The organism is Enterobacter sp. MGH 37 (assembly GCF_000534515.1).
Lineage (GTDB): Bacteria > Pseudomonadota > Gammaproteobacteria > Enterobacterales > Enterobacteriaceae > Enterobacter > Enterobacter kobei.
Window position 1 is genome coordinate 316,168 of sequence record NZ_KI973205.1, and the last position, 21,906, is coordinate 338,073.

Here is a 21,906-nt window from a genome sequence, read left to right on the forward strand (position 1 = left end):
GTCCGGCTATCCTTTAAGGGGTTCCCTTTAGAGGACGATATCGTGACGCTTGATCCTGATACTGACTTAAAACTGGAGCGCGTGGTGGATGCACCGCGCGACCTGCTGTGGCTCTGCTGGACCACGCCCGAGCACATCAAAAACTTCTTCATTCCTGCTCCCCATAAAGTGACCGAATGCGACCTCGACCTGCGTGTGGGCGGTCGGTTCAATACCGTATTTGAGGTGGACGGACAGCGGATGGATAACCGGGGTGTGTTTCTTGAAATCGACCCGGGAAAAAAACTGGTCTTAACCGACGGTTATACGGAAGGCTGGAAACCGGCCGAGAAGCCGTTTATGACGGCGATTTTGCTGCTGGAGGAGGTGGGCGAGGGCAAAACCCGCTATATGGCAATTGCGCGCCACCCGACGAAGGAAATTCGTGAGCAGCATGAACAGATGGGCTTCCACGAAGGGTGGGGGATTGTGCTGGATCAGCTGGTGGGGTATGTGAAGTCTCTTCAACCCCCTCTCCCTTGAGGGAGAGGGTTGGGGTGAGGGGGAGAAATCATTGATCAAGTCGAAGAAAGGTTTCTCTTTTTGGTATTCCTCATCTGACGAAATATTGGCTCTCCCTTTTCATCAAAATATCTTTCCGGCCATATCACATCGGGCGGAATGTCTAGCGCCTGTGCGATAAGCAATTCACCTTTGGGCCATGGTCGGGTAAGCGCGTTTGCCAGTGTGGATGAGGAAAGGCCAGCCTTTCTGGACAACGCAGCCAGGCTTGTTCCATGTTTCTTTAGTGCGGCGATGATATCGGCAGGATGCCAGTTCTGATGACGCATTGTGTCCTCCTTACATGTGTTTGTTACGCGCTGGATTATCCTGTTTTGGGATAAAAACGCAATGAGAGGATATTCGATTTCAGGATATTTGTATGGAATCGGAACAATGGCCTCAGTCTATTCAGAAGAATACCAGCGTGTTATCAATGCGTTGAAGAAAGCTCGTAAGGAGAAGGGGATTACTCAGGCACAGCTTGCGGAAGCGCTGGGCAAACCGCAGTCGTTTATCGCTAAAGTGGAAAGCGGTGAACGCAGGTTAGATGTGGTGGAATTTGTGCATCTGGCGAGGTTGGTGGGGTTAGAACCAGCTTATGTGATAGATTCTATTTAATAATTTAGGGTATTTTTATGTTTGATAAAGCTTCGGAATTATTAGAGCAGTTTATAGCAATTGAGAGTCGTGAAGTTAGTAAAATGGACATGCCTCATATGCCAACATTAGGTTCTGCTTATGAAGAGATTACCAAACAAGGAATCGATCAGGAATTTATCATTCCTAAAGGGCTTAATCTTAAAGTCGTTTCAGGTTTCATTTCTATAGGAGATAAGTTATTAAAACAACAAATAGATGGAATGCTGGTTCACGGCGAAGGGAAGCAATATGGAAGAACATCTGAGTATATTTATTCTATAGATCAAGTTCTTTGTATTTTTGAAGTCAAGAAGACGCTAAATAAAAGTGATTACATCGATGCTTTTGATCATCTTCGGATAATTAGGAGTGAGTATTCAGAGTATTTTGAATCAAAATTTCAAGATCCAGATTTTGAACCCGATATCAGTGTTGCAAGTAAACATTTTTCTCAAATAACAGGTAGGAATGCTCCTACATGTTATAGTGATATTCACTCTTTATCAAAATCAGATGGCATTTTGTTTTACTCGTTAGTACAAGAAACTCTTGCTCCTTGTAGTATTATCCATGGGTATGGTGGATATACAACTGAAGCAGGAATGAGAAACGCATTTCTTGATATATTAACTGATAAGGGCGAAGTTTCTGGAAATGGGCTTGGTGTACCAAGCCTGCCAACTTTGGTGATTTCTAATCATATAAGCATAGTTAAAGCTAATGGTATGCCTTTTTTAGGTATCAGCCATGATAGACAATGGGCAGCACTTGTCTCTATGAGAGCAAATTCTGCTAGAATTATGTTAGAGATCATTTGGTCAAAAATATCTATGTTTTTTGACGTGAAAATGCCGTGGGGTGATGATTCCAAAATTGAGAATATGGCTCCTTTATTGTATGCAATTCCATTAGAAAAAGAAAATGAAGTTGGTTGGCTTTATAAGTCTGTAGAGTTGAAAGAAAGTGAATTAAAAGTCAGAGAAGTTGTTAAAGAATGGCAGCCTGAACGCATTGATAAAGATATACAGACTGTGTTTTATAGAATGATGTTCAATGGAGGAATCCTGGATATCAATGCTCTTGCAGGTATTGCGGCGGATAATGATGAAGAAGAAAGTGTTTTATTATTAAAGCTTGAGAAAACATTTTTATTTAAAAGGGATGAGGAATATATTAGACCAATAACACCTCTTTTAATAATGGTTGAGGATGATAATGAAAATTGTTATCTGTCGTCAAGTCGGGAGCATCTTGATGTTTGGTGTGATAAATATGATATTTCAAAAAACTATATGCAATTGATGATAATGGAATAAAAGTATACCTAATCCAGTCACCCTCATAATTTGTAAGTGGTGACTGGATTACTAATTCAATTCTCAACTCAATTTCGGATACGCATCCGCGATCGCATCGCCCGTAAACTGCGCAACCCAGCCTTCCGGGTTATCGAAAATACGAATCGCCGTAAAGTTCGGCTCTGAACCCATATCAAACCAGTGCGGCGTACCCGCGGGTACGGAGATCAGATCGTTTTTCTCGCACAATACCTGATAGACCTCATCGCCAATGTGCAGGCAGAACAATCCCGCGCCTTCCACGAAGAAGCGCACTTCGTCTTCGCCGTGAGTATGTTCGTTCAGGAACTTTGCGCGCAGCGCGTCTTTTTGTGGGTTATCGGCCCGCAGGCTGATGACGTCCCAGCTCTGATAACCTTTCTCTGCCACCAGTTTGTCGATCGCATGCTGGTAAGCCTCAATCACCGCCTCCGGGGCGGGATCCTGACCTAAATCGCGGTCCGCGTCCCAGCGTTCAAAACGTACGCCTTTGAAGTTGAGCTGCCGGGCGATCTCGGCGGCGTCGGTGCTGTGCCACTTTGGTTGACTGGCGTCTTTATCAGAATAGACAGTTAATGCACTCATGAAGGGATCTGCTCCGGGTTTATCTCGTCAAACTGGTGGACCTGATGGTGATGGCTTGCCCCGTCATCATCGCCGCGAATCAGCTGCAGGGTACGAAAGCCTGCCTGTTCAGCCGCGTCCAGCTCCTGATGAATATCTGACAGGAACAGGATCTGCGACGGCGCGATGCCCGTTTGGGCCGCAATGTTCTGGTAAGACGCCACCTCGCGCTTGGCGCCGATGTGGGTATCAAAATAGCCGCTGAACAGATGAGTAATATCACCTTCGTCGCTGTAGCCAAATAACAGTTTCTGTGCGGCGACAGATCCCGAGGAATAAACATAGAGATCAATCCCTTGCGCTTTCCATTTTTCCAGCGCAGGCAGGACGTCCGGGTAGAGGTGGCCGGTAAAGTCGCCATTCACGTAGCCATCGTGCCAGATGATCCCCTGCAGCGCTTTGAGCGCCGTGGATTTACGGTCTTCATCCATAAAGGCAAAGAGGGCGTCAATAAGCTCGCTGACGCTGGCGTGCGGGTTACCGATTTCATCGCGCAGATTGTCCAGAATGGATTTGACCGGCTCGGCGTACTGCTGCGCGGTGACGAACGCCGCCAGCCGCTCACGCGCGTAGGGGAACAAAACATCGTGGACAAAACGGATATCGCTGGTGGTCCCTTCAATATCCGTCACAATTGCGCGAATCATACTCTCTCCAGTTGTCGTAAACGCATTTCGCATTCAAAAAGAAATTCCAGTCCCTCCAGATGACGGCGGGCCTCGGCCACATCGCGTCCCCAGCAGGTTAAGCCATGACCGCGCAGAAGAAAACCATAATTAAGCGGGCGTTCCTGCGCGTAATGGGCGATTCGCGAGGCGAGGGCGTCGATATCCTGGTCATTATCAAACACCGGGATGGAGACGGTATCCAGATGGGTGGCCTGTCCGGTAAGCGATTTTTGCATCTCAAAGCCGCTGATGTTCAGCTCGGTTTCCCTGACCAGACGTGACAGCACCGTCGCGTTGACGGTGTGAACGTGCAGGACAGCGTTGGCCTCGGGGAACAGGCGATAAATGAGGGTGTGTAGCCCGGTCTCTGCCGACGGCTTGCGGCCTGACGGCGCACGGTTTGTGGCGATCTCGACCTGCAGAAAATCCGCCGTGGTCAGGCTGCCTTTGTCTTTACCGGATTCGCTCAACCAGCAGAGGTGTTCATCCTGTCGCACAGACATGTTGCCACCGGTGGCGGGTGCCCAGCCTTTGGCGCCAATCCAGCGGCAGGCGTCGACAAGTTGTGTGAGTTGCTGGTTGTCTGCCATTGCCTTTTACCTCTCGACCAGGAATATTGATATGGTATAGACGTCTAAGCGTCTTGATTGCCAAATGGTAACATCGTGTTATAGTGGCAGCAACATAAGTATTACATGCAGGCACCGCATAATGAGTAATAACGCATTGATTCCTCAGAGTAAACTTCCTAATCTCGGCACCACCATCTTTACGCAGATGAGCGCTCTGGCACAGCAGCACAACGCCATTAATCTCTCTCAGGGATTCCCGGATTTTGACGGACCGGCCTGGCTGCAGGAACGACTGGCGTACCACGTTGCGCAGGGAGCAAATCAGTATGCGCCGATGACGGGCGTGCAGGCGCTGCGGGAAGCCATTGCGGATAAAACGGCGGAATTGTATGGCCATAAACCGGATGCGAATAGCGACATCACGGTGACGGCAGGGGCGACCGAAGCGCTGTATGCGGCCATCACCGCGCTGGTGCGCGCGGGCGATGAGGCCATCTGTTTTGACCCCAGTTACGACAGCTACGCGCCTGCGGTTGAACTCTCTGGCGGCGTGGTGAAACGCGTGGCGCTGCAGCCGCCGCATTTCCGCCCGGACTGGCGGGCGTTCGCTGCGCTGCTGAGCGATAAAACGCGGCTGGTGATCCTGAATACGCCCCATAACCCGTCTGCGAGCGTGTGGCAGAAAGCCGATTTTGCCGCGCTGTGGCAGGCCATTGCCGAACGTGAAATTTATGTCCTGAGCGACGAGGTGTATGAGCACATCTGTTTTACTAAAGAAGGGCACGCCAGCGTGCTGGCCCATCCGCAGCTTCGTGAACGTGCCGTGACCGTGTCGTCATTTGGCAAAACGTACCATATGACCGGCTGGAAGGTGGGGTATTGTGTGGCACCTGCCGCCATCAGCGCTGAATTACGTAAGGTACACCAGTACCTGACGTTTGCGGTGAATACCCCGGCTCAGCTGGCGCTGGCGGACATGCTACGCGATGAACCACAGCATTATCGCGACCTGCCGGATTTTTACCGTGCACGCCGGGATCTGTTTGTGACCGCACTGGCTCAAAGCCGCCTGGAAATTTTGCCTTCCGAGGGGACGTACTTCCTGTTGGCTGACTACAGCGCCATTTCCGATCTGGATGATGTCAGTTTCTGCCAGTGGCTGACAAAAGAAGTCGGCGTGGCCGCTATTCCATTGTCGGTGTTCTGCGCCGATCCTTTTCCGCATAAACTGATTCGTCTCTGCTTTGCGAAGCAGGAATCGACGCTACTGGCCGCGGCAGAGCGTTTGAACACGCTCTGATTATTTCACCGTCCAGGCTTCTGAGTAACGACGGTCTGCAAACAGTTCCAGCAGGCCGTTGATTTGTTTGAGACGCAGCACCTCGTCACCATCCATACCGAGCTCTTCGCTAATTCTTTCATTGCTCCAGCCAAGCTGCGCAAGTTCTCGAACGATTTCAGACATCGCGTTGATTTGATGCCGCCCGCGTGCGCGGTTGTGTCGGATGGTCGAGGCCATGCGGTCATATTTACCGAGTCGTTCCTGACGCAGGCACGTGACAGGCAGGTAACCCTTCAGCTTGCGCTTTAACGCAGCCCGACTTTTGCCAATCTCATGACGATGAAAACCATCCACAATTTCATAATGTTGTGGTTCGTTTTCTGTTACAACAATAGGCTGGGTGAATCCATCAAGTTCCAGCGACTTAATGAGCAACCGTTTTTCCGGTGGGGCCACATTATTGGGGTTGTAATCGTTAGCCGTGATAGCGTCCTGTTCGATCCACAATACGCAGTCGATGGGTTGATCGTTAAACGGGCTATATTTATGCAGTGCCTGGCGAAAGGCATTAATGGCGTTAATTTGGTCCTCTTCAGGAAGTGACTGAAGGTACGTTTCGATTTCGTTGATTATTCTTTGTCGCATAAAATGCCCCACTCCTTGCGTTTTGCCTTCACTCTGTCGCTGTAGCGCTGATAATGTTTGGGTTTGTTTGGGCTGAAAGACAGCGCTCTGCACCAGTAGTCGTTATTAAGTAAAACCTTACAAACGCGGCGCCATGAAGGGATGTCTTTGGCACCGATATCGCCCTCCTGGGTATCGGGAATATCCTCCATGCCCCTCTTCTGGTACCAGTGCAGATATATGGCGATTTTATTGCGGTAATGCTCGGCCGTATTCTGCGGCATGCTATCGAGAAGCAGCAGGGCATATTCCCGCCAGCAAAGATGGTCCGGCTTGAGTATTTTGCGGTGACCGTAAAAATGGTTGTCGTGCCCGGCGTAAATTCCGCCGCTGCGCGCGCCGCTGACACGTGCGCACATGGTCGCCCAGCGTTCGGGCTCTACAACATGATAGAGCCATAAGCCCTGACGCTGTTCCGGGCCAAAAGGTTCGCAGATGCGCATATAGCGCGGTGGTACGCCGGCCTGATACATAAGGTCATAGAGTGTGTTATAGCTATTGCCGGTTTTTGCAAACCAGGTCCAGATATCCGCGGTTTTCCAGTCGTAGAGAGGATAGATATACCAGGCATGCCCACCCGGGGCGACGGTCGTCCAGGGTTTATCATCGGCAAAGCGTTGTTTACGCGCTGATGCGATAGCCAGAAAACGGTTGTATGACTCATCGGCGCGTATCCCGACCATGACGGCGGCCGGGCGGTTGAGAGAGAACCAGTCCGAGAAACTGCGCACAAAGGTCTCAAAAGACATTCCCCCCTGGTAAAAGGGGAAAAAGGCGGGATCTGTTATGGCATCGTCAGGCGGTTGCCGTACCCACTCGGTATTGGGTTCCCAGCATTGCCACTCTGGCTGGAATTGCGACAGGGAATTTTGCGTGGTCAGGGGAAGCGCTACCCACCAGAAACGATCGATGACATCGCTGTATAAGGCGCGCATATGTTCGACATGATTAATGGTGTAAGTAAATTGCGCTTCCCAGTCTATAAAGAGAACGTCTATTTTGCGTTTCATTTTACGGGCGCATAATGCCGTCAGATGTAACATGACGGTGGAATCTTTTCCCCCTGAAAAAGAGACGCACACCCTGGATAAATTCTCCAGGGTCCATTTTATTCTCTCTTGCGTGGCATCGACTACGTTTTGATTCAATGGAAATTTGTAAAGTGACATATCAATCCATTACTGAGTGATAATGATCAGATGGCGCATGAATAATGGGGATGATACTCTTAGAAAGAAGATAATTATAGGTAAAAATTAATCATATAATTACGCTAAATACATTTCCCTTGTGAATATATAAAAAGGACTGACTGCTGAAAACAGTCAGTTATAATTATTGGGGTAAGTTTAAGTCATCAATAAAATTGGAGAAGGAAGCATTATTCAGTGCTGAGCGATTGTACATCATATAAACCGGGACTGTCGGGAAGGTAATGTCAGTCTCAATCTTACGGAGATTTAATGCCGGACCATACTGCTCATAGGCTGGCGTAGGGGCTAATCCAATCAGATCGGAATTGCCTATCATCGACAGCAGTGAGATAAACGAGTCGCTGCGGAACAGGATATTTCGTTCGGGAAGCAGTTGCTCAGTATGCTCCTGAAAATTCTTTACGCTCAACTCATCACTCAGGTAGGCCGTAAATTTTTCCTGAAGAATTTCGTCACGCGTCGCCTGTAAACCCAGGCGGGGGTGATCCTGACGGCAAACCAGCGTAAAAGACATCTGCTGGAACAAGCAGCAGGCCGTTGAACGGCTATTCAGCGGGGCGAAAGAGAAGACAAGGTCCGCTTTTCGGTATGCCAGCAGGTCTTCTGCTGAGTCCGGGGCAAGGAAGACATCATGCAGCTCAACCTGATAGTTATACTTTTCTATCAGGATTTTCATCGGATCCAGCATGATTTTAGGCGTCATAAACTGCGGACCGTAAATGACAAAGCTCTTCTTCAACCCGTTGCTGTGCATCATATTGATGGTTTGCTCAAGCTGATTGAGGTTTTGTTCAAGATGATGATGAAGGTTGACGCCAACCGTAGTGGGGGTGATGCCCTTACCTGAACGGATAAACAAGGGATCGTTGAGTTGTCCGCGCAGACGCTGCAATGACTGACTCACTGCAGAAGGGGTAATATAGAGCGTCTCAGCCGCTTTACTGATACTCAAATGTTGATAGATACATTCAAAAATGACTAGCAGGTTGAGATCAAATTTTTTAAGATCGTAGAGATTTGCCATGTGTCGTCCTGATGATGTCGTGTTTGCATGAGTTATCACATCACTGATAACTATAGTTTGAAGTTAACCATTTACAATCCTTTCGGTTAACTCTCTTAATTTTAAATTAAACGTGCCTTAATATATCACGACATCAGATTATTAAAATAGTACTTCAAAGATTATTAAGATAATTTTATCTCACTGAGAGGCACTTTAATTGACAATTGTCATTTATATATTAAGTTATTTTTATAATAAAAATTAATTTATAACATCCCGTCATTATGATCGAGACTGCCTATCACAGCCATAGGCAGGAATGCCTCTTCCGTGGATTGCTCAAGCCTGGCACGGGTGGTGTAATTAAACGGCTGTTACCACCTTGATGTTAAGGGCGTAGAGCGCAACGCAACGCCAGCTTTAGCTGGCACTGAATTTACCTGCGGGGAATTCAGGTAAAAGGGCCGCCCGTAGAGGCGGCCTTTTTACTTTTGGCGTTTCCTTTAAAAGGTTCACCTTACTGTCTTGTTGATGTTGTTAGGTATGGCTGATTGATTTGATAAAGCAAACGCATTAGCCCCGATGAGCAAAGTTAGTTACCTTACATCTCAACGAAAACACGGAGGAAGTACAGATGTCTTTGATTAATACCAAAATTAAACCTTTCAAAAACCAGGCGTTCAAAAACGGTGAGTTCATTGAAGTCACTGAGAAAGATACTGAAGGTCGCTGGAGCGTGTTCTTCTTCTATCCGGCTGACTTTACCTTCGTTTGCCCGACCGAACTGGGTGACGTGGCTGACCACTATGAAGAACTGCAGAAGCTGGGCGTAGACGTTTACTCTGTCTCTACCGATACCCACTTCACCCACAAAGCGTGGCACAGCAGCTCTGAAACCATCGCGAAAATTAAATACGCGATGATCGGCGACCCGACTGGCGCCCTGACCCGTAACTTCGACAATATGCGTGAAGATGAAGGTCTGGCCGACCGCGCGACCTTCGTTGTTGACCCGCAGGGCATTATCCAGGCTATCGAAGTTACCGCTGAAGGTATCGGCCGTGATGCGTCTGACCTGCTGCGTAAAGTGAAAGCTGCTCAGTACGTGGCTTCCCACCCAGGCGAAGTGTGCCCGGCGAAATGGAAAGAAGGCGAAGCGACGCTGGCTCCATCTTTAGACCTGGTCGGCAAGATCTAAGTCTGCAAAGCCTGGCGGCGCCGCGTTTGCACAGGCCTACAGTATCGTAGGCCGGGTAAACGAAGTGCCACCCGGCAATCCATGGGCGCGCCCGCGCCCATTTCATTAGCACCATGATGCAAGTTGCATTCAGGCCGCCCCTATAAGGCAGCTTGCATGATGACGTCTTAAGAGAGGGAAGAACAATGCTCGACGCGAATATGAAAACCCAGCTCAAGGCCTACCTTGAGAAACTGACCAAACCTGTTGAGCTGATTGCCACGCTGGATGACAGCGCGAAATCGGCAGAGATCAAGGAACTGCTGGCAGAGATCGCTGAACTGTCACCGAAAGTGACCTTCAAAGAAGACAATACGCTTGCTGTCCGTAAGCCTTCTTTCCTGATCGCCAACCCGGGCTCTGATCAGGGGCCGCGCTTTGCCGGCTCTCCGCTGGGGCATGAATTTACCTCACTGGTGCTGGCGCTGCTGTGGACCGGTGGGCATCCGTCTAAAGAAGCGCAGGCTCTGCTGGAGCAGATCCGCGACATCGACGGTGATTTCGAGTTTGAAACCTATTACTCACTCTCCTGTCACAACTGCCCGGACGTGGTGCAGGCGCTGAACCTGATGTCGGTGCTGAACCCGCGCATTAAACACACGGCGATTGACGGCGGTACGTTCCAGAATGAGATCACCGAGCGTAACGTAATGGGCGTGCCGGCGGTCTATCTGAATGGTCAGGAGTTTGGTCAGGGCCGCATGACGCTGACGGAAATTGTTGCCAAAGTGGATACCGGCGCTGAAAAACGCGCAGCAGAAGCGCTGAACAAACGTGATGCCTACGATGTGCTGATCGTCGGTTCCGGCCCGGCGGGCGCGGCAGCGGCGGTTTACTCCGCGCGTAAAGGGATTCGAACCGGTCTGATGGGTGAACGCTTTGGTGGTCAGGTACTGGATACCGTGGACATCGAAAACTACATTTCCGTGCCGAAAACCGAAGGCCAGAAACTGGCTGGCGCACTTAAAGCGCACGTCAGCGACTATGACGTGGATGTCATCGACAGCCAGAGCGCCAGCAAGCTGGTTCCTGCTGCGGTCGAAGGCGGTTTACACCAGATTGAAACGGCATCCGGCGCGGTGCTGAAAGCGCGTAGCATTATCATTGCCACCGGCGCGAAATGGCGCAACATGAACGTTCCGGGTGAAGATCAGTACCGCACCAAAGGTGTGACCTACTGCCCGCACTGTGACGGTCCGCTGTTTAAAGGTAAACGCGTAGCGGTGATCGGCGGCGGTAACTCCGGCGTGGAAGCGGCCATCGACCTGGCGGGGATTGTGGAACATGTGACCCTGCTGGAGTTCGCGCCAGAGATGAAGGCCGACCAGGTTCTGCAGGATAAAGTTCGCAGCCTGAAAAACGTCGACATCATCCTGAACGCGCAGACCACGGAAGTGAAGGGCGACGGCAGCAAAGTGACCGGCCTGGAATACCGTGACCGCATCAGCGGCGACGTGCACAGCGTTCAGCTTTCGGGGATTTTCGTGCAGATTGGTCTGCTGCCAAACACCACCTGGCTGGAAGGCGCGATTGAGCGCAACCGTATGGGCGAGATCATCATTGATGCGAAATGTGAAACCAGCGTAAAAGGCGTCTTCGCCGCAGGTGACTGTACGACCGTGCCGTACAAACAGATCATCATTGCCACGGGCGAAGGTGCGAAAGCGTCCCTGAGTTCGTTTGATTATCTGATTCGCACCAAAACAGCATAAAAAAAAGTAAGACGATACCTGCAGTAGCCACCTCATCATGGGGTGGCTTTTTTATTGGTTTTTTTTATTCTCAATTATTGTCGTGATTGAACGCTTCATGCGTTAACTACCTGCTTCGATCAAAGAAATTAATAAGCCTGCTGATAATATCTCGTCGTTTTCTGTTGATAAATATTTATATTTAACATGAATGATAAAGATATATTCACACCTTCAATATATGAGGCGTTAACACCCTTTGAAATAAAGGGGTTGATGTTTCGTGATTTCTTCAACGCGGCGGATATGACCTCGCGATGCGCCTCGTTACGCTATTTTTTCCCTGAGAGTGAGTCCTGGCCGCAGGATGAGGCGTTAAATGTCGAGTATGACTTTAATGCGCTGTTTGTCGGCCCGGCGACGCTGCTGGCGCCACCTTATGCCTCGGTTTATCTGGACGACGAGCCTCTGCTGATGGGGGCGACGACGCTGAGCGTGCGCGAATTCCTGCAGAGCATTGGGCTCTCCGTCACCGCGGAAAATAGCGTCCCCGACGACCATATCAGCTATGAAATTGAACTGGCCGTGATGCTATTAGTGCATGCCAGACATTCACCGCAATATCATGAAGCACTTACCCGTTTTGTCCGCGCGCATCTCGAATTATGGCTCCCGGCATTTATCGAAAAAATAAAGGATTGTGCGAAAACAGCCGTAATTAAATGCCTCGCCGTGCTACTGACTAATTGGTTTGATGAATTAAAAACGAGAGTAATATTATGACTATTGATAAAGGGCAGCTTAACCGGCGCTCCTTTTTAAAAGGACTGATTGCGCTAGGTACCGTCGCCGCATTACCCGGCGGATTATTATCCTCCCGATGTGCCATGGCACAACCGCCCATTCCGTTTAACCCGAAAACCTACAAAATCTTCCGTAACGCCTGTCCGCGTAACTGCTATGACACCTGCAGCTTAAAAACGTGGGTGAAAGATGACGTGATTACCTTCGTCGAGGGGGCAAGTGAATCCACCTTTACCCACGGTGCGCCGTGCGTGAAAGGGCTGACCTACCCGCGCCGGGTCTACTCGCCGGACCGTATAAAATACCCGATGATTCAGGACGGACGCGGCAGCGGCAAATGGCGACGCATCTCCTGGGATGAGGCCATGCAGCGGATCGCCAGCAAGATGCTGGAGATCAAAAAGAAAGATGGCTCCCTGCTTGGCCTGGCGCTGACCAAATATTCCGGCAACCTGGGGGTGATGAGCTATGCCGTGGAGGGGATGATGTCCTCGCTCGGCTACACCACGCGTTTTGCCGGTACGCCGTGCTGGCCTGCGGGCATTGACGCACAGCACTACGACATGGGCGACATGTGGTGTAACGACCCGGAAGATCTGGTTAAAGCCAAATACATTATCCTCTGGGGGGCGAACCCGGCCTGGTGCTCCATGCACACCATGAAGTACATCTATCAGGCCCGCGAGAAAGGGGCGAAAGTGGTGGTTATCGATCCGCTGTTCTCGCAAACTGCCGCGAAAGCCGACCTCTATCTGCGCGTGCGTTCAGGTTCAGACGGTGCGCTGGCGCTGGGTATGGCGCGCCATCTGGTGGACACCGGCCGCGTGGACCAGGAGTTCGTCAATCATTTCGCGCACGGGTATCCGGAGTTTGAGCAGTACTTGCTCAACAACATCACGGTAGAGTGGGCATCGGAAATTTGTGGTCTGGCGCCGGATGTGATTCGCCAGCTTGCTGAGGAGTTCACGGCGGTTAAGCCCTCCACCGTCTGGATTGGCTACGGTATGCAGCGCCACGTGAACGGCGGTGCGAACGTGCGTGCGATTGATGCCTTTGTCGCCATGACCGGCAATATCGGCGTAGAAGGCGGTGGCGCTCGCTACGGCCATCTGCAGACCTGGGGCTATAACTACCATGCAATGACGCAGACACCCCCGGTGGGTTCTGTAGGGATGGAAGGGGTATCAGGCCCGGTGGGCGAGTTTGTCAGCGATAGCGGCGAAAAGCGCAAGTACTCTGACCGCGCGCTCAACCTGAACCAGACTGCGCAAAGCATTCTGGACGCCAACGATCCCCCTATCCGCATGCTGTGGGTGGCCTGTAAGAACCCGTTTGCCCAGGACTTCGACCGCAACAAGATGAAAAAAGCGTTCGACAAGCTGGAAATGGTGGTGTGCGTGGATCAGTTCTTTAACGAGACGGTTCAGCATGCGGATATCGTTCTGCCTGTCACCACCACCTTCGAGCACTGGAGCGCCTCTTCGTCTTACTGGCACTACTGGCTGACGGTAAACGAACCTGCCATCAAGCCGATGTACGAATGCAAGAGCGACCTGGATATTGCCGTGTTGCTCTCCCGTACCATCAACAAAATGGAACCGGGCTCTTGCACCTTCCCACAGGATGTTGACCAGAAAAAATGGCTGGATCTGGAATTCAACGACGGGCTGGCGAAGCAGTTTGGCATCAGCTCCTGGGACGATCTGCTGAAGGGGCCGGTGAAGGCCAAAATGCCGAGCAGCGCAGCCTGGCACGATCGGAAGTTCAAAACGCCGTCAGGCAAGTATGAGTTTTTATCCGCGCGCTGCGAAGAGAACGGCCATAAAGCACTGCCGGAATATCTGCCAGCCGCAGAAGGTAAACTGCCGTTCCAGCTCTTTACGCCGCACCTGCAGTACGGCCTGCATTCGCAGTTCGTTAACCTTGACTGGATGCAGGTCTTCTGGCCGGAGCCCTTTGTCTATATCCACCCGGTTGCCGCGAAGAAAAAGGGGATCCGTGACCTGGCGACAGTGCGGGTATTCAACGAGATCGGCGAGGTTCAACTGCGTGCCAAAGTGACCACCAACGTACCGGAAGATTTCCTGGTCATGTACGAATCCTGGTTCAACAAGCTCAGCTATAACGTGCAGAACGTGGTGAAAGATACCCCGGCCGATATGGGTAAAATGGCCACCGGTGCACCGGGCGCGGCTATTCACGATCAGTTTGTCGATATTGTCCTCATTGCCAATGAAGGAGCGGACGCATGAGACGCGCATTTTTAGTGAACAGTGATAAATGTATTGGCTGCCGCGGATGCGCCATGGCCTGTAAGAGCTTCAACCAGCTCGAACCCGAACGTTTCTGGCGCTATGTCTACCCGCTGGATAAAGAAATTTACCCGCATGAGGAGCGTGCGTTCTTTTCGCTGGCCTGTAACCACTGTGAAAACCCCGCTTGTCTGGCGGCGTGCCCGGTGGAAGCCTACACCAAACGTGATGATGGCGTGGTGGTGCATAACCCTGAGCGCTGCATCGGCTGTAAAAACTGTATCCGCAATTGTCCGTATGGCGCTCCGCGCTTCAATGAGGAAACGCAGAAGGCCGAGAAGTGCAGCATGTGCTATGAGCGTCTGGATATCGGCTTGAATCCTGCCTGCGTTAACGCCTGTCCGGTTGGGGCGCTGACCCTGATCGATCTGGATGCCGATCCGCTGCCAAATAATGCCGTGCAGTATCCGCCGGGCTTCCCAAAAATGCCGCAGCTTAATCCGGGTACGCGCTTCATTCTGGCACGCCAGCCGAAACAGCCGGGGGACAAATAATGGAAAAGTACGAACTGCCGTTGGTGATTTTTACCGTGCTGAGCCAGATGTCCGTTGGGATGACGCTGCTGTTGAGCTGGCGCACGCTGCGTGGCGAAGTGCAGGGCAACCGTCTTCACTGGCTGATCACGGGGCTGATCCTGGGGGTTGCCTCCATCGCCGCGGTATTGCATCTGGCGCACCCGGAACACGCTTATAATGCGTTAATCAACCTGAAACATGCCTGGCTGAGCCGTGAGATTCTCGGCGCGACGCTTTATGGCGGCACAATTGGCCTGGCTTTCCTTACGAAAGGCAATAAAGGCGCAGCGCTGCTGGCGTCCCTGTTCGGGATACTGCTGGTGGTGGTGCAGGGGATGACCTACGCCGCGCCGGCGATGCAGGCCATTGCCAACGGCATCACCATGATGCTGTTCTTTGCCACCGTCTGGGTGCTGGGCTGTGCAGCCACGCCGCTGCTCGGGATGAAAGCGTCAGCTGTCGCACTGCGTCAGGGCATTATCGCCCTGATGGCGCTGCTGATTGCCGCTCCGGTACTCTGGCTCAGCGGCGGCACCATCATGAAAATGACCGCTCACGCCTGGTTAAGCTCGCCGCTCTATCTGGGCAGCCTGCTGTGCTGCGTCGTGGGGTTCACGTTGTCGCTAAGGCGCCATCCGATGCAGAAAGCCGTATTTGTTATCCTGCTGGTGGGCGTGGTGCTCAGCCGCCTGACCTTCTTCGGTGATACCGTCAGTACCATCGTCAATATTGGTCATCTGTACTGATAAACAAAACCCCGCGCAAGCGGGGTTTTTTATGGGCAGTTAACGGACCACCATCACCGGAATGTGGGTATGGCGGATCACGCTGGAGGCGTTTGACCCCAGCAGGTGAGTGGTGATGGAAGGATTGCGTGAACCGATCACCACCACGTCTGCATTCAGCTCCGCGGCCAGTTCATTGACGGCATCGCGTACGCTACCGAACCGGACGTGGGTTTTGATGCGCGACGGGTCGATGCTGAAATGCCCGACCATGGTTTGCAGGCGCGTCTCGGCTTCGTGCTGTAAGTGCTCTTCGAAGCGACGCACATCGGCGGCAAAGCGGTGCAGACTCAGGCTGGCGGAGCCCGGCAAGACATGTAAAAGGTGAATAATACCGTCCTGCTGTGCGAGAAATTCCGCGTGACGCACTGCTTTGTCACTCAGTTCCATTTCAAAAACATCAACCGGCATAATGATTCTCTGATACATACCCGTTTCTCCTTGTTTATAAACGCTGAAATCATTCAACCACAAAATAGTTATGGATTCTGTAATCACTCCGTCAATTTTGATGACGATCGTGATGCCGCGAAAAAAATCATTGCGCAGCGTGCGGGGCAGAGCGGTGACGTGAGCGTTCACCAGTGGCGTTCAAGGTAAAGCACAGCCGAGACGATGATAGCCACAAAAAGTAAAAAAATGAATGTGATCACCACTATCTCACCCATGACCGTCCCCACGGCACCAAAACAGATTAAGCGTGTATTAAGGGGGATAAGGGTGATATAGGAAAATCAGGTGAATTTGCGGAAAGAGGATGCGGGTGCATCCTCTGTGCAAAGCGAGTGGGCGCTTGTTCAGAAGGGATTAACGCAGGTAATCGCCCGCAGCTTCTGGCTGGTAGAGCAGCTCCAGCACTTCCAGATGAGTGGAGGCCCCGCCCGGTAAATCCCAGTGGATGGTATCTCCTGTGCGCAGTCCCAGCAGTGCGGCGCCGACAGGGGCAAGAACCGAAAGCTGCGCGCTGCTGTCAGTCATCTGAGCCGGGTAAACCAGCGTGCGGGTCAGCTCTTCACCGGTGGTCAGGTTGCGGAATTTTACCCGGCTGTTCATGGTGACCACGTCATGCGGCATTGACTCAGGTGTGCACATCTGCGCGCGGTCAAGTTCCTCATTCAGGGCATCGGCCACCGGAAGTGAGGCGAATTCGGCTTTTTCCAGCAATCGGTCGATACGTTCTGCGTCGAGTTCATTGATGATAATGGTGGGTCTGGACATTTTTTACTCCATGTCGTTAATGCTGCGTCTAACGCAGAAACCAATCCAAAAGAAAACCCTCGCCGTCTGGCAGCGAGGGTTTAACTTACCCGATGATACTGGCTGAACGCTCAAGTTTGAAGTGATGAAGGTCACATTCATGTCCCATATGAATTTTCGCTGAAATTTATTCAGTCTTAATTCCAGGCGGATTGCGTTACGCTGAGTATCCTGAACCCGGGTGTTGCGCGAAGCATTATGCGTGTCTGCCCCATCAACGAGAGAGCACTATGTATTTCTATCAACCGTCTCAGGGGCACGGCCTGCCGCATGACCCGCTGAACGCCATTATTGGTCCCCGTCCGATTGGCTGGATCTCCTCTTGCGATCGGGCCGGTCAGTTGAATCTCGCGCCGTATAGCTTCTTTAACTGTTTTAACTATCGCCCGCCGATCATCGGCTTTTCCAGCAACGGCTGGAAAGACAGCGTGCGAAATATTCACGAGACAAAGGAGTTTGTCTGGAATCTGGCGACGTGCGATCTCGCACATGCCATGAATCAAACCTCGGCTACGCTTCCTCACGATCGGGATGAATTTACCTTTGCAGGATTAACCCCCGCCGCAAGCCAACTGGTGAGTGCTCCCCGAGTGGCGGAAAGCCCGGTCAATTTTGAGTGCCGCCTTTCTCAGTGTATTCAGCTTACCGGAGCCGATGGCACCCCGGTTGATACCTGGCTGGTGCTGGGTGAAGTGGTGGGGATTCATATAGCGGAAACGCTACTGGAAGAGGGGATATACCAGACGGCGAAAGCGCAGCCCATCCTGCGAGCGGGTGGGCCGACGGCGTACTATGGGATCAGTGATGAACACCGGTTCGATATGGTGCGCCCGGTGGTGGGTCAGTAACCGGCTTTATCAATGACAAATTGTTTTCCGCAGTTACCAGGATGTGGCTGCGGGGCAAAGGACGTTGCGGAAAGCGGTTGGTTAATGGTGTCTGCTTTCAGCGAAATCTGCATCTCAGTGAGATACGCCGGGTTGCCATTGCAGGTCAGCTTAAAGGCTTTGATGTTTTCTTTGCCCCAGCTTTTGGCAATGGCGTTGTCAAAATCACGACGACTGACGGCTTTACCGTAGTTAGCCGCGAGGAATTGACCGACGGCACTGTTTTTCATTTCCTGATTCATTCTCACCATGGTGCCGAAATAGGCATCGGGATCAAAACCAAAACAGACGCCATGCTTGGCGTATTCGTACCGTTCCAGGCAGGAGTTTCCGCCCGCGCCCGGCATCACCTCGTTAAGTTTTGCCGCACCGGAAAGCGACAGCCCGGTTTCGGCAGCAGCACATTTGCGGCTGGCCTTTGCTTCCGGCATATTCGGGATGGGACGCGTGGCACAACCAAATCGCATCCATCGACGTTCATCCACGCCTCGTGCCGCTATCGATTTCGGCAGACCAGGCCATAACCCGTGGACGGTCAGAAAATCGGCTTTATTTTCGCTCTCTTTTTGCAGACGACATTCATCCGGTTCATTGCGGTTACGCTCAACCATGCTTTGACAAAACCCGGTTTGCCAGGACAGCGCCAGTACATAGCGATCGAAATCGCCATATTGCGTAGCGTTGAGCGGTTCTGCCTGTGCGGAGAAGACACTGAGTGCAAGCGCAAATGCGCCAGACGAGATAACGATATCCTTCCTGAACATGTGATTTCCTGATTGGTTGTGCTCGATTAATTTTTGGGAGTTATTAAAGCACAAAAAGCGCCAGCAGGCGCTTTTTGGAAATCAGGAATTTTACTTAGGCAGCGCCGGGAACCAGCACTTCGGTAGCAATAATGACGATGATCAGGCCAACCAGCACCGGGACTGACGTGCGTTTGACGACCTCAAACGGAGAGATTTTTGCCATACCCGCAACCGCAACGACCACGCCTGAAACAGGAGAGATGGTGCGACCCAGGTTTGAGGCCTGAAGCATCGGAATAGACAGGTAAGCCGGGTTGATGCCAGAGGAGTGAGCCAGCTTAGGGATCATCTCAACGAAAGCGTAAAACGGCGCGTTACCAGAACCGGTGGTCATCGCCGCCAGCATGGTCAGAACGACCAGCACCAGCATCAGGATAATACTGGCTGAGCCGAACGACGTGGCGATGGAGATCAGGCTCTGGATAAAGCCAATCGTGCTCAGACCCTGGGCAAACAAGCCTGCCGCAACCAACAGCATCACCACGCCCGCGAAGGCATCCGCCATTCCACGATACGCTACTTCCAGGCCGGAGAAGACTTTTTGCGTGTTGAAACCGCGCACGAATTCCAGCAAGGCAGCCAGCAGCATACAGATGACCAGAATAGTAATAATGTGCAGTTGTGGACCCCATTTGCCGTCAAAAATCAGCACGCCGATAATCGGTGTGAACGGCAGAATGGCGTAGAACGCTGGAGCGGTGGTGGTGATTTCGCTTACATCCATCATCTCATGGCTGATGTTCTCTTTTTTATCGAGATAGCGCTGCCAGAAGAAATGCGCGACCCCCATTCCCACAATGGCGACAATCGAGATCGGCAGCGTGGTCTTAAAGGCGAAGTCGATCAGCGACATCTCGGCTGCTTTGGCGGCCAGCACAACGTCGCCAGAGGTTGGGGAAAGAATAATGGCGGCCGGTGATGCGCAAATGGCTGCCGCTGCACCGCGGCTGATGCCCACGTTCACCATCACCGGGAACAGCGTGGCCATTAACAGTACGCCAAGACCGGTGGCCGATGAAACGGCCAGCGACATCAGACAAGCGAGGAAATAGGCGGCAACCATTAACAGATACGGGGAGTTAATATACTGCAGGGGTTTCGAGGCAAGCTTAACCACCATGTCATTAGCGCCGATATGGGTCATGTAGGCGGCAAAACCGCACAGCATCATGATCATCATACCGAGATCGCCGCCACGGCTCATGAGCAGTATTTTAATATATTCAACAATATCCGTGGCAGTATAACCCGTGCTGGCTGCGCTGGCAGGTAATACCTGATGCCCCATTAATGCGCTGACAATCAGGAGAGTTAAGCCGCCAACAAATAAAACGCCCGTGGCTGAGTACCCTTTAATGATGTAGCGGGCTACACCGACAATGACGACGACCCCAATAAGGAGTTCGATAAACGTAAGCATGATTTCCCCTGTATCCTGTGCCCTGAGGTAGAAAAAAATTAATAAAATAAGAAGGATGAAAATGTGCCGAATTAATGGCCTGCCCTTGCTGATTAAAATCAATAAACAGACGACTAAAGAACAGTATCACAGCGTTTTTGCCATGGCCCAGGCATTTATGTCATCAGGAAGTTGACCGCCAGAAACAGCGTAACATGTCTCTTTAATGATAACAAAATGTTAAAAATATGTGTTTTCCGGCCTGTTAATCGGGATGGATAAAAATGTTATAGTCATACATATTGTGGGTTTATTTTGGCCAGCCTGAACGCTGCCTTAAGAATATTCCCGAAAAGAGGCCTGATATTTAGGAGTAGTGCTGATGCCGTTAAGACGTGGTTCAACTATTGTGTGGTAAACTTTGCTTCGAATATTAAGAATGGTAATTGCATTGTGAGCTTACGTAATACTTTTTTCTCTCTTTTATTGTTTATTTTTGGTCAGTTAACGTTTTCATCTGTTGCACAGGCAGAAGACAACGCGACGAATAAAGGCTGGTTCTCTACTTTTACGGATAATGTTTCGCAGACCTGGTCAGCACCTGAACATTATGATCTCTATGTACCGGCAATAACGTGGCATGCGCGCTTTGCTTATGACAAAGAGAAAACAGATAAATACAACGAGCGCCCGTGGGGGGCTGGTTTTGGTCAGTCACGCTGGGATGAGAAAGGAAACTGGCACGGCATCTATCTGATGGCCTTTAAAGACTCGTTTAATAAATGGGAACCGATTGGGGGTTACGGCTGGGAGAAAACGTGGCGCCCGCTGGCGGACGAGAATTTCCACGTCGGGTTAGGCTATACCGCAGGAGTGACGGCGCGTGATAACTGGAACTACATTCCGATCCCCGTGCTGCTGCCTTTGGCCTCGATTGGCTATGGCCCGGCAACGTTCCAGATGACCTACATCCCCGGGACGTACAACAACGGTAACGTTTACTTCGCCTGGATGCGTTTTCAGTTTTGACTGAAAAAAGGTTACCAGCTGGTGAAAAAACGCGCAGGCATTGATTCCTAAGCGATAAAAATCTGCCAGTGAAAATTAACGCGACTTTAGTCACTTTTTGTCAAAGATCCGCTGGACAAAAGGTCCCACAATTGTTGTACTGGTAACCGACACAGCATTTGTGTCGTTTTTTAATGTAAAGGTAATTTTGATGTCTAAGATTAAAGGTAACGTTAAGTGGTTTAATGAGTCCAAAGGATTCGGTTTCATTACTCCTGAAGATGGCAGCAAAGATGTGTTCGTACACTTCTCTGCAATCCAGTCTAATGGTTTCAAAACTCTGGCTGAAGGTCAGCGCGTAGAGTTCGAAATCACTAACGGTGCCAAAGGCCCTTCTGCTGCTAACGTAATCGCTCTGTAATTCAGACGCGTCAGCAAGAATTTCAAAACCCGCTCATTGAGCGGGTTTTTTTCGTTATGAATCAGCCAAGCAGGTACATTTTCAGGAAGCTGGCAACGATCAGTACGCTCAACAACACCATTCCTGCGCTCATCAGATTCTGTTTCATTCTGTCACCCTCGTTCAGTATGGCCTCCAGAGTGACAGAGAAAAATTAAGCCAACATTAACGCCCCG

At 51.1% G+C, this 21,906-nt stretch carries 25 protein-coding genes; 13 read left to right on the forward strand and 12 right to left on the reverse strand.

Annotation, left to right across the window (positions count from 1 at the left end; translation table 11 throughout):
* Positions 1-42 precede the first annotated feature (42 nt).
* On the forward strand, positions 43-522 hold the full coding sequence (locus L383_RS22165) for an SRPBCC family protein (protein WP_023332371.1): 480 nt from the start codon (positions 43-45) through the stop codon (positions 520-522).
* Positions 523-557: 35 nt separating this feature from the next.
* Here the strand turns inward: L383_RS22165 and L383_RS22160 are convergent, their stop codons facing one another.
* On the reverse strand, positions 558-830 hold the full coding sequence (locus L383_RS22160; protein WP_023332372.1) for a helix-turn-helix domain-containing protein: 273 nt from the start codon (positions 828-830) through the stop codon (positions 558-560).
* A gap of 106 nt (positions 831-936) precedes the next feature.
* On the opposite strand from L383_RS22160, the gene L383_RS22155 reads away from it, so the two are divergent.
* A complete protein-coding gene (locus L383_RS22155) occupies positions 937-1,161 on the forward strand; it encodes a helix-turn-helix domain-containing protein (protein ID WP_023332373.1) in 225 nt (74 codons plus the stop codon).
* Between the two features lie 17 nt (positions 1,162-1,178).
* Positions 1,179-2,498, forward strand: a complete 1,320-nt coding sequence (locus tag L383_RS22150) for a DUF6602 domain-containing protein (protein WP_023332374.1) — start codon at positions 1,179-1,181, stop codon at positions 2,496-2,498.
* A gap of 63 nt (positions 2,499-2,561) precedes the next feature.
* On the opposite strand, the gene L383_RS22145 is transcribed toward L383_RS22150, so the two are convergent.
* Genes L383_RS22145 through L383_RS22135 form a run of 3 tightly spaced genes read right to left on the reverse strand, consistent with a single transcriptional unit; the run spans position 2,562 to position 4,401 of the window.
* Entirely contained in the window at positions 2,562-3,104 is a 543-nt protein-coding gene (locus L383_RS22145) for a 1,2-dihydroxy-3-keto-5-methylthiopentene dioxygenase (protein WP_023332375.1), read from the reverse strand.
* A complete protein-coding gene (gene mtnC / locus L383_RS22140) occupies positions 3,101-3,790 on the reverse strand; it encodes an acireductone synthase (protein WP_014882968.1) in 690 nt (229 codons plus the stop codon). Before mtnC ends, L383_RS22145 begins: the two co-directional genes overlap by 4 nt.
* Positions 3,787-4,401 carry a methylthioribulose 1-phosphate dehydratase gene (locus L383_RS22135; protein WP_023332376.1) on the reverse strand — a complete coding sequence of 205 codons (615 nt, stop codon included), beginning with the start codon at positions 4,399-4,401 and terminating at the stop codon, positions 3,787-3,789. The genes mtnC and L383_RS22135 overlap by 4 nt, the downstream gene beginning before the upstream one ends.
* Before the next feature lie 121 nt (positions 4,402-4,522).
* Here L383_RS22135 and L383_RS22130 point away from each other — a divergent pair, with 121 nt between their 5' ends.
* Positions 4,523-5,683, forward strand: coding sequence for a pyridoxal phosphate-dependent aminotransferase (locus L383_RS22130; RefSeq protein ID WP_023332377.1), 1,161 nt, complete (start codon positions 4,523-4,525; stop codon positions 5,681-5,683).
* On the opposite strand, the gene L383_RS22125 is transcribed toward L383_RS22130, so the two are convergent.
* From L383_RS22125 to L383_RS22115, 3 genes are all read right to left on the reverse strand, one after another.
* Positions 5,684-6,310: an IbrB-like domain-containing protein gene (locus tag L383_RS22125; protein ID WP_023332378.1), complete on the reverse strand. Its 627-nt coding sequence runs from the start codon at positions 6,308-6,310 to the stop codon at positions 5,684-5,686.
* Positions 6,295-7,518: a phosphoadenosine phosphosulfate reductase gene (locus L383_RS22120; protein WP_023332379.1), complete on the reverse strand. Its 1,224-nt coding sequence runs from the start codon at positions 7,516-7,518 to the stop codon at positions 6,295-6,297. Before L383_RS22120 ends, L383_RS22125 begins: the two co-directional genes overlap by 16 nt.
* A gap of 166 nt (positions 7,519-7,684) precedes the next feature.
* Complete coding sequence (locus L383_RS22115; protein ID WP_023332380.1) at positions 7,685-8,587, reverse strand: DNA-binding transcriptional repressor CitR; 903 nt, start codon at positions 8,585-8,587, stop codon at positions 7,685-7,687.
* Between the two features lie 616 nt (positions 8,588-9,203).
* Between L383_RS22115 and ahpC the strand changes: the two genes are divergently transcribed.
* From ahpC to L383_RS22085, 6 genes are all read left to right on the forward strand, one after another.
* Positions 9,204-9,767: an alkyl hydroperoxide reductase subunit C gene (ahpC, locus tag L383_RS22110; RefSeq protein WP_014882974.1), complete on the forward strand. Its 564-nt coding sequence runs from the start codon at positions 9,204-9,206 to the stop codon at positions 9,765-9,767.
* 185 nt (positions 9,768-9,952) lie between these two features.
* Positions 9,953-11,518, forward strand: coding sequence for an alkyl hydroperoxide reductase subunit F (gene ahpF, locus L383_RS22105; protein ID WP_014882975.1), 1,566 nt, complete (start codon positions 9,953-9,955; stop codon positions 11,516-11,518).
* Positions 11,519-11,704: 186 nt separating this feature from the next.
* Positions 11,705-12,280: a TorD/DmsD family molecular chaperone gene (locus L383_RS22100; RefSeq protein ID WP_032628762.1), complete on the forward strand. Its 576-nt coding sequence runs from the start codon at positions 11,705-11,707 to the stop codon at positions 12,278-12,280.
* A complete protein-coding gene (locus tag L383_RS22095; protein ID WP_023332382.1) occupies positions 12,277-14,553 on the forward strand; it encodes a molybdopterin-dependent oxidoreductase in 2,277 nt (758 codons plus the stop codon). Before L383_RS22100 ends, L383_RS22095 begins: the two co-directional genes overlap by 4 nt.
* Entirely contained in the window at positions 14,550-15,107 is a 558-nt protein-coding gene (locus L383_RS22090; RefSeq protein ID WP_014882978.1) for a 4Fe-4S dicluster domain-containing protein, read from the forward strand. The genes L383_RS22095 and L383_RS22090 overlap by 4 nt, the downstream gene beginning before the upstream one ends.
* Positions 15,107-15,874 (forward strand): dimethyl sulfoxide reductase anchor subunit family protein, encoded by a 768-nt coding sequence (locus L383_RS22085; protein WP_023332383.1) that lies wholly within the window; start codon positions 15,107-15,109, stop codon positions 15,872-15,874. Before L383_RS22090 ends, L383_RS22085 begins: the two co-directional genes overlap by 1 nt.
* A 39-nt stretch (positions 15,875-15,913) precedes the next feature.
* Here the strand turns inward: L383_RS22085 and uspG are convergent, their stop codons facing one another.
* The 3 genes from uspG to rnk form a co-directional block, all read right to left on the reverse strand.
* Positions 15,914-16,342: a universal stress protein UspG gene (gene uspG / locus L383_RS22080; RefSeq protein ID WP_014882980.1), complete on the reverse strand. Its 429-nt coding sequence runs from the start codon at positions 16,340-16,342 to the stop codon at positions 15,914-15,916.
* Between the two features lie 149 nt (positions 16,343-16,491).
* The gene (gene yldA, locus L383_RS26510; protein ID WP_350028918.1) at positions 16,492-16,581 is read right to left on the reverse strand and encodes a small membrane protein YldA; all 90 of its coding nucleotides are present in this window, start codon (positions 16,579-16,581) and stop codon (positions 16,492-16,494) included.
* Positions 16,582-16,720: 139 nt separating this feature from the next.
* Entirely contained in the window at positions 16,721-17,131 is a 411-nt protein-coding gene (gene rnk / locus L383_RS22075; RefSeq protein ID WP_014882981.1) for a nucleoside diphosphate kinase regulator, read from the reverse strand.
* Between the two features lie 269 nt (positions 17,132-17,400).
* Here rnk and L383_RS22070 point away from each other — a divergent pair, with 269 nt between their 5' ends.
* Positions 17,401-18,018: a flavin reductase family protein gene (locus L383_RS22070; protein ID WP_023332384.1), complete on the forward strand. Its 618-nt coding sequence runs from the start codon at positions 17,401-17,403 to the stop codon at positions 18,016-18,018.
* On the opposite strand, the gene rna is transcribed toward L383_RS22070, so the two are convergent.
* Positions 18,012-18,821 carry a ribonuclease I gene (gene rna, locus L383_RS22065; RefSeq protein WP_023332385.1) on the reverse strand — a complete coding sequence of 270 codons (810 nt, stop codon included), beginning with the start codon at positions 18,819-18,821 and terminating at the stop codon, positions 18,012-18,014. The two genes, L383_RS22070 and rna, sit on opposite strands and share 7 nt — an antisense overlap.
* 94 nt (positions 18,822-18,915) lie before the next feature.
* Positions 18,916-20,283 (reverse strand): anaerobic C4-dicarboxylate transporter DcuC, encoded by a 1,368-nt coding sequence (dcuC, locus tag L383_RS22060; protein WP_023332386.1) that lies wholly within the window; start codon positions 20,281-20,283, stop codon positions 18,916-18,918.
* A gap of 432 nt (positions 20,284-20,715) precedes the next feature.
* On the opposite strand from dcuC, the gene pagP reads away from it, so the two are divergent.
* Both pagP and cspE read left to right on the forward strand, forming a co-directional pair.
* A complete protein-coding gene (pagP, locus tag L383_RS22055; RefSeq protein ID WP_014882985.1) occupies positions 20,716-21,291 on the forward strand; it encodes a lipid IV(A) palmitoyltransferase PagP in 576 nt (191 codons plus the stop codon).
* A gap of 190 nt (positions 21,292-21,481) precedes the next feature.
* Entirely contained in the window at positions 21,482-21,691 is a 210-nt protein-coding gene (gene cspE, locus L383_RS22050; protein ID WP_002439184.1) for a transcription antiterminator/RNA stability regulator CspE, read from the forward strand.
* Positions 21,692-21,906: the final 215 nt, after the last annotated feature.

Bases quoted from the DNA above. Each gene is read 5' to 3' on its own strand.
- L383_RS22160 (WP_023332372.1), bottom strand. From the start codon at position 830: ATGCGTCATCAGAACTGGCATCCTGCCGATATCATCGCCGCACTAAAG.
- L383_RS22155 (WP_023332373.1), top strand. From the start codon at position 937: ATGGCCTCAGTCTATTCAGAAGAATACCAGCGTGTTATCAATGCGTTG.
- L383_RS22150 (WP_023332374.1), top strand. From the start codon at position 1,179: ATGTTTGATAAAGCTTCGGAATTATTAGAGCAGTTTATAGCAATTGAG.
- L383_RS22145 (WP_023332375.1), bottom strand. From the start codon at position 3,104: ATGAGTGCATTAACTGTCTATTCTGATAAAGACGCCAGTCAACCAAAG.
- mtnC (WP_014882968.1), bottom strand. From the start codon at position 3,790: ATGATTCGCGCAATTGTGACGGATATTGAAGGGACCACCAGCGATATC.
- L383_RS22135 (WP_023332376.1), bottom strand. From the start codon at position 4,401: ATGGCAGACAACCAGCAACTCACACAACTTGTCGACGCCTGCCGCTGG.
- L383_RS22130 (WP_023332377.1), top strand. From the start codon at position 4,523: ATGAGTAATAACGCATTGATTCCTCAGAGTAAACTTCCTAATCTCGGC.
- L383_RS22125 (WP_023332378.1), bottom strand. From the start codon at position 6,310: ATGCGACAAAGAATAATCAACGAAATCGAAACGTACCTTCAGTCACTT.
- L383_RS22120 (WP_023332379.1), bottom strand. From the start codon at position 7,518: ATGTCACTTTACAAATTTCCATTGAATCAAAACGTAGTCGATGCCACG.
- L383_RS22115 (WP_023332380.1), bottom strand. From the start codon at position 8,587: ATGGCAAATCTCTACGATCTTAAAAAATTTGATCTCAACCTGCTAGTC.
- ahpC (WP_014882974.1), top strand. From the start codon at position 9,204: ATGTCTTTGATTAATACCAAAATTAAACCTTTCAAAAACCAGGCGTTC.
- ahpF (WP_014882975.1), top strand. From the start codon at position 9,953: ATGCTCGACGCGAATATGAAAACCCAGCTCAAGGCCTACCTTGAGAAA.
- L383_RS22100 (WP_032628762.1), top strand. From the start codon at position 11,705: ATGAATGATAAAGATATATTCACACCTTCAATATATGAGGCGTTAACA.
- L383_RS22095 (WP_023332382.1), top strand. From the start codon at position 12,277: ATGACTATTGATAAAGGGCAGCTTAACCGGCGCTCCTTTTTAAAAGGA.
- L383_RS22090 (WP_014882978.1), top strand. From the start codon at position 14,550: ATGAGACGCGCATTTTTAGTGAACAGTGATAAATGTATTGGCTGCCGC.
- L383_RS22085 (WP_023332383.1), top strand. From the start codon at position 15,107: ATGGAAAAGTACGAACTGCCGTTGGTGATTTTTACCGTGCTGAGCCAG.
- uspG (WP_014882980.1), bottom strand. From the start codon at position 16,342: ATGTATCAGAGAATCATTATGCCGGTTGATGTTTTTGAAATGGAACTG.
- yldA (WP_350028918.1), bottom strand. From the start codon at position 16,581: ATGGGTGAGATAGTGGTGATCACATTCATTTTTTTACTTTTTGTGGCT.
- rnk (WP_014882981.1), bottom strand. From the start codon at position 17,131: ATGTCCAGACCCACCATTATCATCAATGAACTCGACGCAGAACGTATC.
- L383_RS22070 (WP_023332384.1), top strand. From the start codon at position 17,401: ATGTATTTCTATCAACCGTCTCAGGGGCACGGCCTGCCGCATGACCCG.
- rna (WP_023332385.1), bottom strand. From the start codon at position 18,821: ATGTTCAGGAAGGATATCGTTATCTCGTCTGGCGCATTTGCGCTTGCA.
- dcuC (WP_023332386.1), bottom strand. From the start codon at position 20,283: ATGCTTACGTTTATCGAACTCCTTATTGGGGTCGTCGTCATTGTCGGT.
- cspE (WP_002439184.1), top strand. From the start codon at position 21,482: ATGTCTAAGATTAAAGGTAACGTTAAGTGGTTTAATGAGTCCAAAGGA.